The sequence below is a fragment of the Flagellimonas taeanensis genome (assembly GCF_003584105.1).
GTDB classification, from domain to species: domain Bacteria; phylum Bacteroidota; class Bacteroidia; order Flavobacteriales; family Flavobacteriaceae; genus Flagellimonas; species Flagellimonas taeanensis.
Window position 1 is genome coordinate 238,295 of record NZ_QXFO01000026.1, and the last position, 13,743, is coordinate 252,037.

Annotated in this window: 12 protein-coding genes; 4 read left to right on the top strand and 8 right to left on the bottom strand. The window is 45.6% G+C overall.

The window, feature by feature from the left end; all coding sequences use genetic code 11:
• Both D2V93_RS18765 and hemL read left to right on the top strand, forming a co-directional pair.
• Positions 1–230, top strand: a 230-nt coding sequence (locus D2V93_RS18765; protein WP_220473644.1) for a hypothetical protein, incomplete at its 5' end; no start/stop codon positions are given.
• Between the two features lie 371 nt (positions 231–601).
• Entirely contained in the window at positions 602–1,879 is a 1,278-nt protein-coding gene (gene hemL, locus D2V93_RS14975) for a glutamate-1-semialdehyde 2,1-aminomutase (RefSeq protein ID WP_119619961.1), read from the top strand.
• A 113-nt stretch (positions 1,880–1,992) separates the two neighbouring features.
• Here hemL and D2V93_RS14980 read toward each other — a convergent pair whose 3' ends face one another.
• The 8 genes from D2V93_RS14980 to D2V93_RS15015 all read right to left on the bottom strand — a co-directional run bounded on the left by D2V93_RS14980 (position 1,993) and on the right by D2V93_RS15015 (position 12,049).
• Positions 1,993–2,733 (bottom strand): hypothetical protein, encoded by a 741-nt coding sequence (locus D2V93_RS14980; protein WP_119619962.1) that lies wholly within the window; start codon positions 2,731–2,733, stop codon positions 1,993–1,995.
• Between the two features lie 38 nt (positions 2,734–2,771).
• Positions 2,772–3,545 (bottom strand): hypothetical protein, encoded by a 774-nt coding sequence (locus tag D2V93_RS14985; RefSeq protein WP_119619963.1) that lies wholly within the window; start codon positions 3,543–3,545, stop codon positions 2,772–2,774.
• 161 nt (positions 3,546–3,706) lie between these two features.
• Positions 3,707–4,684 (bottom strand): hypothetical protein, encoded by a 978-nt coding sequence (locus D2V93_RS14990; protein WP_147377415.1) that lies wholly within the window; start codon positions 4,682–4,684, stop codon positions 3,707–3,709.
• 425 nt (positions 4,685–5,109) lie between these two features.
• Complete coding sequence (locus D2V93_RS14995; protein WP_119619965.1) at positions 5,110–6,225, bottom strand: DUF748 domain-containing protein; 1,116 nt, start codon at positions 6,223–6,225, stop codon at positions 5,110–5,112.
• Positions 6,222–7,772 carry an AsmA family protein gene (locus D2V93_RS15000; RefSeq protein WP_119619966.1) on the bottom strand — a complete coding sequence of 517 codons (1,551 nt, stop codon included), beginning with the start codon at positions 7,770–7,772 and terminating at the stop codon, positions 6,222–6,224. The genes D2V93_RS14995 and D2V93_RS15000 overlap by 4 nt, the downstream gene beginning before the upstream one ends.
• Positions 7,773–7,824: 52 nt before the next feature.
• Positions 7,825–8,211, bottom strand: coding sequence for an arsenate reductase family protein (locus D2V93_RS15005; RefSeq protein WP_072883018.1), 387 nt, complete (start codon positions 8,209–8,211; stop codon positions 7,825–7,827).
• Between the two features lie 239 nt (positions 8,212–8,450).
• Entirely contained in the window at positions 8,451–9,962 is a 1,512-nt protein-coding gene (locus D2V93_RS15010) for an HmuY family protein (RefSeq protein WP_119619967.1), read from the bottom strand.
• A 5-nt stretch (positions 9,963–9,967) separates the two neighbouring features.
• Positions 9,968–12,049 carry a TonB-dependent receptor plug domain-containing protein gene (locus D2V93_RS15015; protein WP_182850003.1) on the bottom strand — a complete coding sequence of 694 codons (2,082 nt, stop codon included), beginning with the start codon at positions 12,047–12,049 and terminating at the stop codon, positions 9,968–9,970.
• Positions 12,050–12,234: 185 nt separating this feature from the next.
• Between D2V93_RS15015 and D2V93_RS15020 the strand changes: the two genes are divergently transcribed.
• Both D2V93_RS15020 and D2V93_RS15025 read left to right on the top strand, forming a co-directional pair.
• Positions 12,235–13,158 (top strand): DUF6607 family protein, encoded by a 924-nt coding sequence (locus tag D2V93_RS15020; protein ID WP_119619969.1) that lies wholly within the window; start codon positions 12,235–12,237, stop codon positions 13,156–13,158.
• Positions 13,145–13,696 carry an FMN-binding protein gene (locus D2V93_RS15025; protein WP_119619970.1) on the top strand — a complete coding sequence of 184 codons (552 nt, stop codon included), beginning with the start codon at positions 13,145–13,147 and terminating at the stop codon, positions 13,694–13,696. The genes D2V93_RS15020 and D2V93_RS15025 overlap by 14 nt, the downstream gene beginning before the upstream one ends.
• Positions 13,697–13,743: the final 47 nt, after the last annotated feature.

A 13,743-nucleotide genomic window follows, 5' to 3' on the forward strand; every position in this document is an offset into this window, starting at 1 on the left:
GTCAACCTGAACTTGTTTCAGGTTCTCATAAATGTTGTGGGTATTGGGCCCTGAGTGCAGTCAAAGGGCGAGCGAAGGATCTCACGGTAAGTTTTATCGATGATGGGATGCCGAAACAAGTTCGGCATGACGAAGATACTGTCCGTTCGGCAGGCGCTCGAACTGATATTGGGCACGTCAACCTGAACTTGTTTCAGGTTCTCATAAATGTTGTGGGTATTGGGCCCTGAGTGCAGTCGAAGGGCGAGCGAAGGATTCCACCACAAGTTTTATCAGATCATGGGATGCCGAAACAAGTTCGGCATGACGAAGATACTGTCCGTCCCATTCCTTTCTCGATACAATTCGCCAGGGCGAATCACTCGAAGTGACAAAAACGGTTTCCTTGAAAGTGGAAGGATGTGTACCTTTGTAGCACGGTTTGTCATCCTGAGCAGTTTCCTGAGTGTAGTCGAAGGAACAAGCGAAGGATCTCACGGTAAATTTTATCCGATCAAGGGATGCCGAAATGAGTTCGGCATGACGAACTTTGTATCGAAAAATCACTCGAACTGACAAAAATGAATTAAAAAGATTCCCGTCTTCGCGGGAATAGGGAAATATGATCTACCAACGAAGCAGTGCCCTCTTCGCAGCGGCCAAAAAATACATTCCAGGAGGCGTTAACTCACCCGTTCGGGCGTTTAAAGCGGTAGGGGGCGACCCCATTTTTGTAAAGGAGGCCAAGGGTGCCTACCTCTACGATGTGGATGGCAACCAACTCATCGACTACATTGCCTCGTGGGGGCCACTGATCTTGGGCCATGCCTACGAGCCCGTGATCAACGCCGTAATTGAAAAGGCCAAAAAAGGGACTTCCTTCGGGATGCCCACCGAAATTGAGACCGAGCTGGCCCAACTGGCCGTTTCCATGGTGCCGAACATTGACCAGATCCGCTTTGTGAACAGCGGCACCGAGGCCTGTATGAGTGCGGTGCGCCTCGCGCGCGGGTACACGGGCAAGGACAAGATCATCAAGTTTGCGGGTTGCTACCACGGCCACTCCGACTCGTTTTTGATACAGGCGGGGAGCGGTGCCGTTACCTTTGGCAGTCCCAACAGCCCTGGGGTCACGCAGGGCACGGCCAAGGACACCTTGCTGGCGAATTTTAACGATCTGGAAGGGGTAAAGGCCCTCGTGGCAGCGAACCAAGGCGAGATTGCGGCCATTATTTTGGAGCCCGTGCCGGGCAATATGGGCTGCATTATCCCCCAAGCCGATTTTATGAAAGGCTTGCGCGAACTCTGCACCCAAGAAGGCATTTTGTTGCTCTTTGATGAGGTGATGACAGGCTTTCGCTTGGGTAAAGGTGGGGCGCAGGAAGCCTTGGGCATTGATGCCGATATGGTGATGTTCGGAAAGGTGATCGGGGGCGGACTGCCCGTGGGGGCATTTGCGGCCCGTGCGGAGATCATGTCGCACTTGGCGCCCGAAGGACCGGTGTACCAGGCCGGGACCTTGAGCGGTAACCCCTTGGCCATGAGTGCCGGACTCGCCATGCTCACCGAGCTGAACAACCGCCCCGAAGTGTTTACCAGTTTGGCCGAAAAAACGGAATACCTGCACCAAGGGATTGCCGCCACCTTGACCGAAAAAGGAGTGGAACACCAGATCAACCGCTTTGGCAGTATGATCTCCGTACACTTTACGGACGAACCCGTGGTGGATTTTGCCAGTGCGGCCAAGGGCAATAACGACACCTTTAAAAAATACTTCCACGGGATGTTGGAGAACGGGGTCTATTTACCGCCCTCCGCTTTTGAAAGCTACTTTTTGAACGATGCGCTCAGCTATGCGGATTTGGATAGGACGATTGAAGCGGTGGGGAGGGTGTTTTAGTAACATTTTACAGCTATCAGAGGGTGGCGATTTCGAGGCACTTCACTATCACTAAGCACAAAGGTTGATTTAATCACTGAACCGCCACTTTTGAGTAGGTGCTGTTAGCGCAGTTATTTTTTGATCTCAGTGATTCCATATTTAATGAGATGTTTTATAACCGGGTCTAATATTTCATACATTTTGGCGCCACCGTCAGTTTCAGTAAGTTCCTTTACCAGATTATATTCTTGTACAATCTTGATATATGAAATGGCAGTTGGAGTACTTACTTTAAATACGTCAACAAAATCTTTTGTCATGACAGTGGTTTTTCCAATTTTCAAAAGTCTATTAATATTGGTAAGAATATCTTCTTTAGAACCTCTTTTAGTAGGATAAATGGCATAATATTCAAAACTTTTGGAGTAAACCAATTGTCCTTGGTCAATAGCTTCGTCTGTCAACACTCTCGAATTTGTACTTATCTCCGCCTGTTGGTCATATATATAGGATAATTGTCTAAAAAGATAACGGGGTGAGTTGTTGGATAGGGCTATTATTTCATTGAGTTTACTATCAGACAAAACAATATCCTTAATTTTCTTTTTACCACCACTGAAGAAAGCTATTCTCTTATCAAGAATTTCTTTTAAGTTGTCAGTCTGCCATGTAATGTCAATTGGTTTGATTTTGTCAAATCGGACACCGCTGTTAGTTAGCTCAGGTTTTAGAACGTCCCAAATACTGAAAACTAGCGAATAAGATTTATTCATTAGAATAGTCGTATCCTTTAAAAAGTCATCAAGAAATTCAGCTACAGCGGAAATACTACTATTTAATTTGGTGTATTCATCTATTTTATCAAAGAACACAATTGTTGTTGCATATCCGGAAGCTTTAATAATCTCAGTTAAATCGTTAAGAATCTCCTTATTGTTGTTGCATATCCGGAAGCTTTAATAATCTCAGTTAAATCGTTAAGAATCTCCTTTAATGCTTTAAAATCGTTTAAGAATTTCTCTGGTCTTTTTTCCCTTTCTATTTGTTCCAAGGTCAATTCAGGAACATAATTTTTATAAAATTCTTTACCATCAGTTATTGGCAATCCCATTGCTTTTCTTGCCGTTTCAGCAACTATTTCAATACCCCCGGAAATAAGAAAGTTTACAGGGCGATTAAATAAATAATTCCAAATATTCTTTATTGCATTTCTCTTTTTGTAATTGTCCGCCTTATTGTAGAGTCTTTCATATTGACTTTTACTCAATGTCTGAAAAAACTCTTTTATAATAAAAGATAGTTTTTCCTTTTGATGTCTATCAAGTTTTCTAATACCGACTGGATTTTTACTTATTTTGATACAGTAATTTGTAACTAATCTTTCAATGATAAGCCTTGTAAATTCTATTTGATTGCTTTTAACTGGCACACCATCAAACTCGTCAATTATAATAGTAAATGCGTTCTCTTTGTCGAGAACGGTTTTCAGTTGAAGTAGTAAAGCTGTTTTCCCAATTCCTCTGGCACCAAGAATGAATCTACTATGTCCTTTTATTAAATCTGACTTTAATGTCTCATAGAATAAAGGGTTTATATAAATGTCATTTAAAAATGCTTTTTCCTCTTCTGCTGAAAAAGTTGAGAAGGGATTGTCACTAAATCCTAGTTGTTGGTATAGTTCCATTTTGTCGGTCTTTTATAATTACGCCTAACGGTCTCACTATGAGTAGTTGCGTGGTTTAGCGGTTAATTTAGCAAGTACGTACCAAACTGAAAATTCGTGAGGATTTTCAGGAGTAGGCGAGAACAGACAATTACTTATAGCTATTGTTGTGCGGCGTTATTTTAATAATTTAAATATTTGACAATAAATCCATCTTGTCCAATAGATATTTCCTCTTGTTCAAGTCCATCAGAAATTTGATTTGTATTTCTTTTGGATGCATAGAATTCGACAATTAACTCGTAGTTCTTTTCTTGAAGTAGTTCATAGACTTCTGTTTCAAGACCTATTGTCAAGTTCAGTTTATCAGTTCTTATATCAAATGATTGAAACTCGATATTCTCAAACCTCGTTTGTTTTGACTTTTGATTAATCAATTCACGAAGCGCAAAGAATGAGTTATAATAACCTTCATAAAATTTATCCTTTTTTAATTCAATACTTTTTTCTTCTCCACTTTCAGGGTCTTCGATAAGTGATAATATTCTATTTGGTCCCAAATAAGTTGCACAGGCACTTAATGAAGTTGGTGCTTGTCCGTGTATAGTTGCTATTTGGTTGGCTTGATTCTTTGCAACGACAATTTCGCTGGAAAGCTTGTTAGTTGACATACCTTTGGCTTCAAATACGTGCCAATCTCCGTTGCTTGTCATTCCAACTAAATCTGGTTCTTTAGATTTTCCAGATTGCTTAACGAACGTTACAGCATTTATCTTTTTTAGTGTTTCAAGGTGTGTTAGGTTTGGTATGTTTAATAATCTTTCAGCATAAATTTTGGCAAAAGCCATACCTAAATTATAGCTTACTATTCTTTTTTGGTCACTAATATATCCGTTAAATATTGGATGTAAATTCATGCCAATTGGGCTAGACACTATATTGGCTTGAACCAATAAAGCTTTTTGAATTATTGCGGTTGAAATTGTTCGGAATAATCCGTTTTGTCGAATTGCTCGCCACGAAACAAAAGTTGGTGACCCCACTGTTATTATAGAACGATATAAATCCAATTTTCTACAACGAATAAATCTCTCCCCATTTGTATTGATATGGTCAAAAGGATTATTGTAATTATTCGCAGTGTAATATATTCTTGGCATTCTTTTATTCTAATGACGCACAACTTGGTTATATAAGCATAAAATACATCCATATACCCCCAAAAAGGGATGGAAACGATGACTTGGTCATCTTATATGTAGCATAAACCTGTTCCAGAAAGTTTTAAGAGGAGTTGCCAAAATACTAATTCCCAGCCAATTGACATTATGGAAAAACCACAAAAAAACTGGGGATTTTCCGCAATTCCAATGAACAATTGACAATTATCAATACTTTAGGAGTCGGAAGTCGGGTTCAATGGACAATGAACAATAAGCAATGAACAATGAACAGGAAGGGTTAATGAGTAAAGGGTAATGATGTTGGAGAAGTTTTCAGTTGCTTTCCTAACTCCTAACTCCTAACTCCTAACTCCTAACTCCTAACTCCTAACTCCTAACTCCTAACTCCTAACTCCTAACTCCTAACCCTTATCCTTTTCCCCTTTGGACTTCTTCTTTGCGGTTTCCTGCACGTTCTCAAACTCGATGTCGTTGTCCACGATCCCTTTGAACGCCTTGATCCAGGCATTTTTAAAGATGTTGGTCACGGTGGGCCAGGTCTTCGTTTTCACGTCGTTCAGGTCGCCCTCGATGGGCACTTTGGTGGCTAGGGTATTCTGCTTGTGGTTCTTCAACACAAACTTGAAAAAGCCCACAAACCCTTCCCAAAGCGTCTCCAAAAAGGCATCTTCCTTGCCAATGAGCTTGGTGTCCTTCAAAATGGGCTTGAGGTAGCCTTTCAGGTAGCCATCGGCAATGGCGAGTTCGCTGTAGAGGTTAAAGGTGCCCTTGTCAAAATCGATGCCGGCGTAGTGGTCTGTAAAATCATTGAGGGCCGTGGCGTTTGCATTTTCGAGGGAAAGGGCGAGGTCCATGTCGGGAATCTGCTTTACGAGGTCCATCTGGCCCTCCAAATGCAGGTTGCCCCCACCAATGCTGATGGCATCGGCAGAAAGGTTGCTGGGCAGGCGGGCCTCGGTACGCACCACGTTGCGGAGGTTGGTGGCGTAGAGTTCTATTTGGTCAAGATGGAGGTCGATATTGGGGTCGGCGGTGAGCTGCACAAAGGCCATTTTTCCCCCGTGGATCTCCAGTTTGTTGATGTCGATGGGCACCAAATCCGTCAATGCCTTGCTCCAATCGTCGATATCGGCATCGCTCTCGCTTTCCTTCTGCTGGTCCTCGAACACATAGATCACCGTGGGCCGGGTCATGTTGATCTCGCTCACCACCTTGCCCTTCAACAGGGAGCTCCACTCGATGGAAATGTTCGTTTTTTCAAAATCCAGAAAGGGAATCTGTGAGCCGGCATTCACCTTGTTGAGGTAGAGGTGATGGATGGTATATGCGCCAGTGATCAACGAGAGGTCGATGTCCTCCACCTGGCCATAATACCCGGGAATGTCGGCCAGCACCTTGTTCACATAATTTTTCACGATATAGGGCAGCACAATCCGGAGCGCGACGAGCAGCACGATCAAGATCGCGGGCAGGAGGTACCGTTTCCGCTTGTATATTTTTTTGCGCTGTTTTGTCATTTCCTATCCTTTTGTTTTTTGTCCTTGCCCGTCATGGTGTCCACCAAACCGTTCCTGACGTTCAGCCATAGGTAGTTGAAGAAGGATTTGTCGGTCCTTCGCTTCACCTTGAATTCCCCATGTCGGTATCCGTCGCCATCTTCCTTGGAAGTCTTTTTGGCAAAGATGTTCACAATGGTGGTGAGCAGTTTGTTCACGCCCAATCGGTCTTTTTTCAGCACCACGAACTCAAATTGGTCATAGGCCATTTTCATGTCGCCCTTGGATTCTTCCTCGTTGCCACTGAAGGTAAAGTACATTTCGTCAATGGAACCCTTGACCTCGGCACCCAGATTGGTTTTGAGGAAGGGATTGATTTTTTGCGAATTGAATTGCACCAGATTGCCCGTTGCCAAGAAATCGTTGCTCTTGCTCTGTGGGTCAAAAGACCAATCGAGGGTGAGGAGGCCATCGCCCATCAACCGGGATGTGGTGGACACGGTCACCATGCCGCTGCCCCGGCTGTGCAGGTTGGAAATGGTGGCCTGCAGTTGGGTGAACCTCAGGCTTTCGGGATCCACTTTTTCTTCCAGGCGCTCCTCGTAGGTGATGGTCCCGTCCGAAATACCGATGGAATCCACCTGAAGGTCCATAGGGAGGTCACGAAGGGCCTGGTTGTACAGTTTTTTATGGGTGGTGTCATCCGGCAGCAGTTTGTCGCGGTACACCCGGAAAATGGGCAGCTCCAGTTGCAGTTGGGCCAACCGGAATTTGGGCAGACCGTCGCTGTGGCCAAAACTGAACTGTTTCAAACGGACGGTATCGATGGTGAGGTCGTAGTGATCGTGCTCCACTAGCAGTTTTTTGGACAGCTCCTCTTGGCTGTACTTACTTTTCAGTTCCAATCGGTGGATTTGTCCTTCGTTTGCATTGAGCTGCAATTGTTGCAGGCGGAGAAACTCGAAGGGACCCAGGTCGCAATAGAGTTGCTCGGTCTTCAGTTCATATGCACCATAGGTGAAGGGGAGTTCTTGGGCAGCGGTATGGTCCATTTGGATATCCGCCAAGGAAAAATTGATGCCCTCGATGTGCAGTTGGATGCTGTCCGACCCTTTGCGGAACTGTTTCAGCTCACCTTTGGTGATGGTGAATTTGTCGATTTCCAAAGGGGTGGACAGGCCTGTTTTCTTCTTTTGGGGAAGAGGGTTTTTATCCTTTTTCCGATAGTTGAAAACGGGTTCCTCCAAATGCAGTTCTGAAATGGCCACTTTGTTCTTGGTGAGCAGGGCCAGATATCCAAGACCGGACAGGGTGATTTCCTTTGCGGCGAGTTCCAGGGTGTTGTTGCTGTCCTTGGCACTGACACCTTGGAGTTGGATCTTGCCCAAAAGCACATTGGTGCTCAACTTGTCGTAGTGCAGTGTGATTTCTTGGGGAATTTCGGTCTTGAGGGTCTGTTTTACCTTTTTGGTGAAAAGGAGCTGCGCCGTTCCCCATATACCCAACAAAAGCACGATGGATCCCAGTAGGATCCTCCTTCGGTTGGATGTGTTGTTGTTTTTGGGCATGATGTGTTTTTTGGTTGAACTAATGGTCTAATCTACGACATAGATCTGTGGTTTAGCTTTCCGTGTCCAGAAAAGCGGCCACATCGGAAGGGGAGATGATCTGGATCGCGGTATGGCCATTCACCAAAATGGGGTGTTGAAAGGCCTGTGGGCAATTGGCCAACAGTTTGAGCCAATCGTGCGGGTCCTTGATATCGGGATCTTTGCCATAGGCCGCTATGAAATCGGGGTGTTGGGTATCGATCAATTGGTGAAGAGGTAGATTGAGATATTCGGCCAGTTCGGCCCATTGCGTGCCCGTGACCTTGGTCTTGGCAATATCCACTTCCATGATCTTTTTGTCCGAAGCCTTAACATAGGCCAAGGCCTGTTTGCCAATAGAGGTGACGGAGCTGTAATAAAATTTGATTTCCCGGTCGTTTGTAGCAATTACCCCCATGATGTTGTGAATTATGGTTTATGCCAAGTTGGGGATTTTTAGGGGGACTTGTTGACGCTATCCATTTATTTGATGTCGTAAAACAGAAAGCGGGGCAATCTCTTGCCCCGCCATTCACACAAACTAACTCAAACTACACGTCAAAAAGGCGATAATGATAACAAACAATCCGGTAATTTTGAGCAGTCCGATCAGTCAATCCATTATTTATAATGGACGGAACAATATGTTGTGTCAGCTTACAGACGTTCGTAGGTGAACTGGAAATGTCCCCTTTCCCCTTCGGTGCTGGTATAGGCCGTAAAGTTCAATTTATAGTAATTGCCATCTGCATCCTTGAGCACATAGTATCGGTCCGTGTTGACGACGCCTCCAAAAGTATTCCTCCAACCGCTTCCCACAACGGCCCTGTTGTCATACACCAAAGCGGATTCGTCCACATCGGCCATCGTGAAATTGGCATAGGTGGGCACGTCTCCTTCAATGGTCACTTGGTAGAGTCCTACACCACCCAAGGTGTTGTGGACCACATAGTCCGAATAGGTAAGCCCGGCGGCAATAGGGCCTTGGTAACCATAATAGGTAAATACCCCCGTGAGGTTGATGTCCCATTCTTCCTTGGCGGGCTCCACGTTTACGGTTTCGCCATTGGTCAGGCTAAAGGCAGTAATGTTATGGGCAGCGTCCTTGGGAACGGTCACCTCCGAAAAGGCGGTGGTCTCGTTCAAATCGGCATATTGGATGGTATAGCTGTTGCCATCGCTCAATATCCTTACTTTGATGATGTCCCGAAGGTCACCCGTAGTATTGATGCTTCCCGTTTCTGCTGGTTCGGTGGGGATTTCTTTCCCCAGACTTACCAAATAAACATAATTTTCCTCTGGCGTTGTGGATATTTCGGCAAAAGCGGTCCCTTCCAAGGTACCCTCGGGGCTATCGGTGAACGAGATGCCTGCTTCAAGATTCCCATACTGGTTATAGCCTATGGGTAATCCTGGAGTAAGCCCCGCAACGGTAGTGACATTAACAGGTTCCAATTGTTCAGTAACAAAACTATAAGTGAATAAATCCATGGGTTCGGGCAAGTCACTGGCTTCAGTAACCGAAAGCAAATCGGTCACTCCTGTAAGTGCTACAGCAGATACGGATAGGGAACTGTTCAGGAACACACGGTTTTCTGTGCCGTTATAGAATCCAATTTCCCATAGGTCACGTCGCACAGCGGTCTGTACCCCGGTGCTGAAATCAAAATAGACCTGATTCGGCTGGTTGGACCCTCCATTTTCCGTGTCGATGATGCCACTGGTGGCCGCAATGGGAGTGTAGCTCACCAAGGAAGAGGACGTAGATCCCGTGGACCAATCCGCTTCGCTAAAGCCATCTATGGTAAAGGTGACGGACTTGGTGGTCCCTTCTATGGCATTGGTAAGCTTGTTGAAGGTGAAACTGGCATTCGTATCGCCGGATGTCACGGGCACTGAAATGGTACCAGAACTTCCATCGGGAGAGGTTGTAAAATCTGTTCCGTATTCGGCATTGTCCCCGGAATAAGAAACGGTAATGGTGCCATTTTCCGAGGCCGCCCTAGAAAAGTTCAGGACAATCTCCTTGGAAGTTTCCTCTTCGGTGGTGCTCACTGTGGCACTGGCAAAAGTGGCCGTGAAATCGATTAGGTTTTCGCCGTCATCATCACTACAGGAACTGAGGATGAGCATCAATGCAATTGCTTTTAAAAGGATCGTTTTTTTCATTGGTTTTAATTAAAATTTAGATTGTATAAAAGTTTTAGAAAATAAGACCTCCCATTGCCGAACAGACGGCTGGAGGATACGGAAGAGCCATGGGCGCCCGATGGTACATCCGAGGCATTCACCCGGACGATGTCGAAGATGTTCCTGGCCCCAAGGGTGATGTTGAAATTTTTAGTGATGTTGGTCCTCACCGAGGCATCCATCCAAGTGAAATCATCGGTCTGCCCGATCACGGGACCGTCCGTATCGTTCAGGACCACTTGTGTCCTACCGTTGTATTTCAATTGGGCGGACAAAGTGGTGCGGATGGTAGGGATGGTATAGCCTACGGAGGATTGTAGGTTAAAGCTCCATAGATAATCGCTATTGCTCGCTAGGGATTCGTCAATGGTCGTGGATTCACCCAGATAGGTAGCACCCAGGGAAAGCTGCCAGCGGTCCATGATCAGGGAATTTTCCAACGAAAAACCCAAGATTTTTGAATAGTCCACATTGGCAAAGGTGAATAGGTTCCTGTCCTCCTCATCTGTGGTGACCACCGAGGCTATTTTGTCCTTGATGTCAAAATAATAGGACTTGAAAGCAGTTTTCAGCATGCTGCTTTCGCCGAGCCGGAATTTGTCCTCCAAGTTCAGGAAAATGGAAATGCCATCTTCGGGATCCAGATCGGGATTGCCCTGCACATTGTGGTTGGAGTCCACAAAGTAGAAGAAAAGCTCCTCAAAATTGGGCGCCCGGAATGCTGAGCCCAATATGGCCTTTACCTTGAAGGTATCGGTGATGTCGTAGGTGGAGGAGAGGGACCAGATGAGTTTGTTGCCGAACTGGGAATTGTTCGTGTATCGTGCTCCCGGGAAGATGGAAAACCTATCCGAAATATTGAAATCGGCCACTCCAAAAAAGTCATAGTTCTCCAAGGTGTTTTCCACCACATCGTTGGAATACTCGCCAGTGGCAATGGCGTCAAAACCGGTCTGATGGGTGAACTCGTATCCCAATTGCAGGTTGAAAAAATCCGATTTGGGGACCATGTTGCCCACAAAGCCCTTGGAGTACCAGATCTCCGAGGATTGACTCAGGTTGTCGGCGATATAGGACTCAATGCCCCGCTGCAGGATGTTATAGACGTATTGTTGATAATATCGTTTTTGGGTCTGTTGGGAAAAGGAGAGGTTATAGATGGTCTGGCCTTTGAGCGGTCCGGAAATGTTGAGGTTGTTCATCACCCTTTGGGTGTCGAAAGTTTCATCAAGGGCCGTGGGCTCCACCATGCCGGTGTCGCTGTTCAGCCTTCCGGTGACATTGCGGTTATACACGGGAACGGTCTCATCATAGTATTGGAACTTGTAGAAAATGTTGTGCTTGCCAAGGGCCGTATTGAGGTTTCCGAAGGCAGTGAACTGCTCTTTGGGGTTCCATTCCATGCCCCGAAGCCCATCATTGACCACGGTATTATCCTGTATGTTCACATAATTTTTGCCTTTGTAGCCATTATAGAAACCCGCAAAATCATTTCTGGAACCTCCAATCGAGATACTGGTCTTCTCGCTGAGTTGATGGCTCAACTTTGCATTTTGGATATGACGGCCCTTATCGAACCATTCATATTCATCGCCCACCGTTTCTTCTTGAACGGACAATTGAAGTTGCCATTTGGCATTTTCCAACCCGCGTTTGGTGACGATATTGATCACCCCTGCCACGGCATTGTCCCCATAGAGCACGCCCATGGAACCCTCCACGATTTCGATCCGTTCCACATCTTCTAGATTGATCTGCGTGATGTCTATATTGTTGCCCATGCCGTTGTCACTGGCCATGGGAATGCCGTCGATCAGCACTTTCACGTATTGTCCGTCCAGACCAAACATGCTGATGGTGGACCTACCTGTGGATGGGTCAGGGGTGACCGTGATATTGAGGTTGTAGTTAAGGATGTCCGCAAGATTGTTCCCAGCCACTTTGGCAATGTCCCTTTGATCTAGGACACCCACGGCAAAAAGTTTTTTGCTGAGCGACATGACCTGACTTTCCCCGGTGACCACGACCTCGTTAAGGTTTTGCATGGACATGGAGTCTTTTTCCATGGTATTTTTTTCTTGGGCGTGACCTATTGCGCAGATAAAAAGGGAAGTAATAAGAAAACCACTATATTTATTTAGACTCATTCTATATAATTGTTGGGGCAAATATATATTTTATTTTTATTCAATCTAAATAAGTTTAGTATTTTTGTACTTTAACATTCTGAAAACAACTAACAGATATTCGTATGAAAAAATCGATCATTTTCTTGATGCTCTTGATGGGAGGGGCGTCAATGACACATTCACAGGAAAAGAAGGAACTCGACCGCAAGGCCATATTGGACATGTGCGGATGCTATGAGGTCACTTTTAAGTATACCGAGACCTTTGCCCCCGAAATCGACTATGAGAAAAAACTGGACTATACCTCCAAGGCCCTGGAGCTGGCCTTGCCCATTATAGACGAGGAGAACAAAATATCCCTGCAACATTTGTTGGTGATCAATGATAGCACGGTGATCAAACACTGGAGACAGGATTGGTTGTTCGAGAACCAAAAAGTGTTCCACTATAATGGTGGAAATAGCTGGAACTTTACCCAGTTGCCTGCCGATGCCGTGAAGGGGCAATGGACTCAAAAGGTATACCAAGTGGATGATAGTCCAAGGTATTCCGGTTCTTCCACATGGGTGCATTACGATGGGAAGCACTATTGGGAAAACACAAGCGATTCCCCGCTGCCCCGAAGGGAGTATTCCAAAAGGAGCGATTACAATGTGATGGCCAGGGGCAATCGACAGGAAATCACTTCCTATGGATGGGTGCACGAGCAGGACAATGACAAGATCATTCGTGAGGAAGGTGCCGAAGATGTGTTGTTGGCCCAGGAGAAAGGGTTCAATATCTACAAAAAGGTGGCTGACGCCGATTGTAAGGTGGCCGCGGACTGGTGGGCAGCCCACAAGGATTTTTGGGCCAAGGCGCGTGCCGCTTGGGACGAGGTCTATGAAAGGGAAGGTGATCTAACGCTTCTGAAACAGGTGGATGGGCAACCGATGTTCGTGCAGTTTTATAGTTTGGAAGAGAAAAATGCGAACAAAGGACAAATCTTGGAATTGATCAAAAGTTTTGTTTCGGACAAGAAAAAAGGGGAAAATGCAGGTAAATAGATTAAGGCTTGCCGGTTTGATGGTGTTTTGTATGGCCTTTTTCTTTCTGGGTTTCAAGGCGGGAAAGATTCCCCCTAAGCTAAAGGAAAAACTGGACAATGCCGTTCTGACCACCTTTGAGGTGGAGGGCTTTACTTTGGAATTGATAGCCCTGGACCCCAAACTGAACCAAAAAACACCATCGGAACTGGGAGGGGACAATCTTTTCAAGGTAGTTGGCAATGGTTCCACCCTAGGGTATGCCTATTTGGGCGAGGCCCCGAGCATGAAGGATGTGTTTGACTACGTGGTGTTGTTCAACCCAGACCTGACCATAAAAAAATCAAAAATATTGATATACCGTGAAGATCATGGCCGCCAAGTGGGCAGTCAACGATGGCTGAAACAGTTCATCGGCAGAAAATCAGGCGAAAGCTTGGCTTATGGGGAGGACATCGATGGGATTTCCGGCGCGACCATCTCCGCAAAATCCATGACCTTGGCGGTGAGCAATATCCTGGAAAGCATGCAGGTATTGCAGGACAATAAAGTGTTTTGACCAAGTAGGTTAAATTTAATTCGGAAAGGCCGTTCCATTTTGGGGCG

Excerpts from the sequence above, each read along its gene's own strand:
- D2V93_RS15020 (WP_119619969.1), top strand. The coding sequence starts at position 12,235 with ATGAAAAAATCGATCATTTTCTTGATGCTCTTGATGGGAGGGGCGTCA.
- D2V93_RS14985 (WP_119619963.1), bottom strand. The coding sequence starts at position 3,545 with ATGGAACTATACCAACAACTAGGATTTAGTGACAATCCCTTCTCAACT.
- D2V93_RS15010 (WP_119619967.1), bottom strand. The coding sequence starts at position 9,962 with ATGAAAAAAACGATCCTTTTAAAAGCAATTGCATTGATGCTCATCCTC.
- D2V93_RS15000 (WP_119619966.1), bottom strand. The coding sequence starts at position 7,772 with ATGCCCAAAAACAACAACACATCCAACCGAAGGAGGATCCTACTGGGA.
- D2V93_RS14990 (WP_147377415.1), bottom strand. The coding sequence starts at position 4,684 with ATGCCAAGAATATATTACACTGCGAATAATTACAATAATCCTTTTGAC.
- hemL (WP_119619961.1), top strand. The coding sequence starts at position 602 with ATGATCTACCAACGAAGCAGTGCCCTCTTCGCAGCGGCCAAAAAATAC.
- D2V93_RS15025 (WP_119619970.1), top strand. The coding sequence starts at position 13,145 with ATGCAGGTAAATAGATTAAGGCTTGCCGGTTTGATGGTGTTTTGTATG.
- D2V93_RS14995 (WP_119619965.1), bottom strand. The coding sequence starts at position 6,225 with ATGACAAAACAGCGCAAAAAAATATACAAGCGGAAACGGTACCTCCTG.
- D2V93_RS15005 (WP_072883018.1), bottom strand. The coding sequence starts at position 8,211 with ATGGGGGTAATTGCTACAAACGACCGGGAAATCAAATTTTATTACAGC.
- D2V93_RS15015 (WP_182850003.1), bottom strand. The coding sequence starts at position 12,049 with ATGGAAAAAGACTCCATGTCCATGCAAAACCTTAACGAGGTCGTGGTC.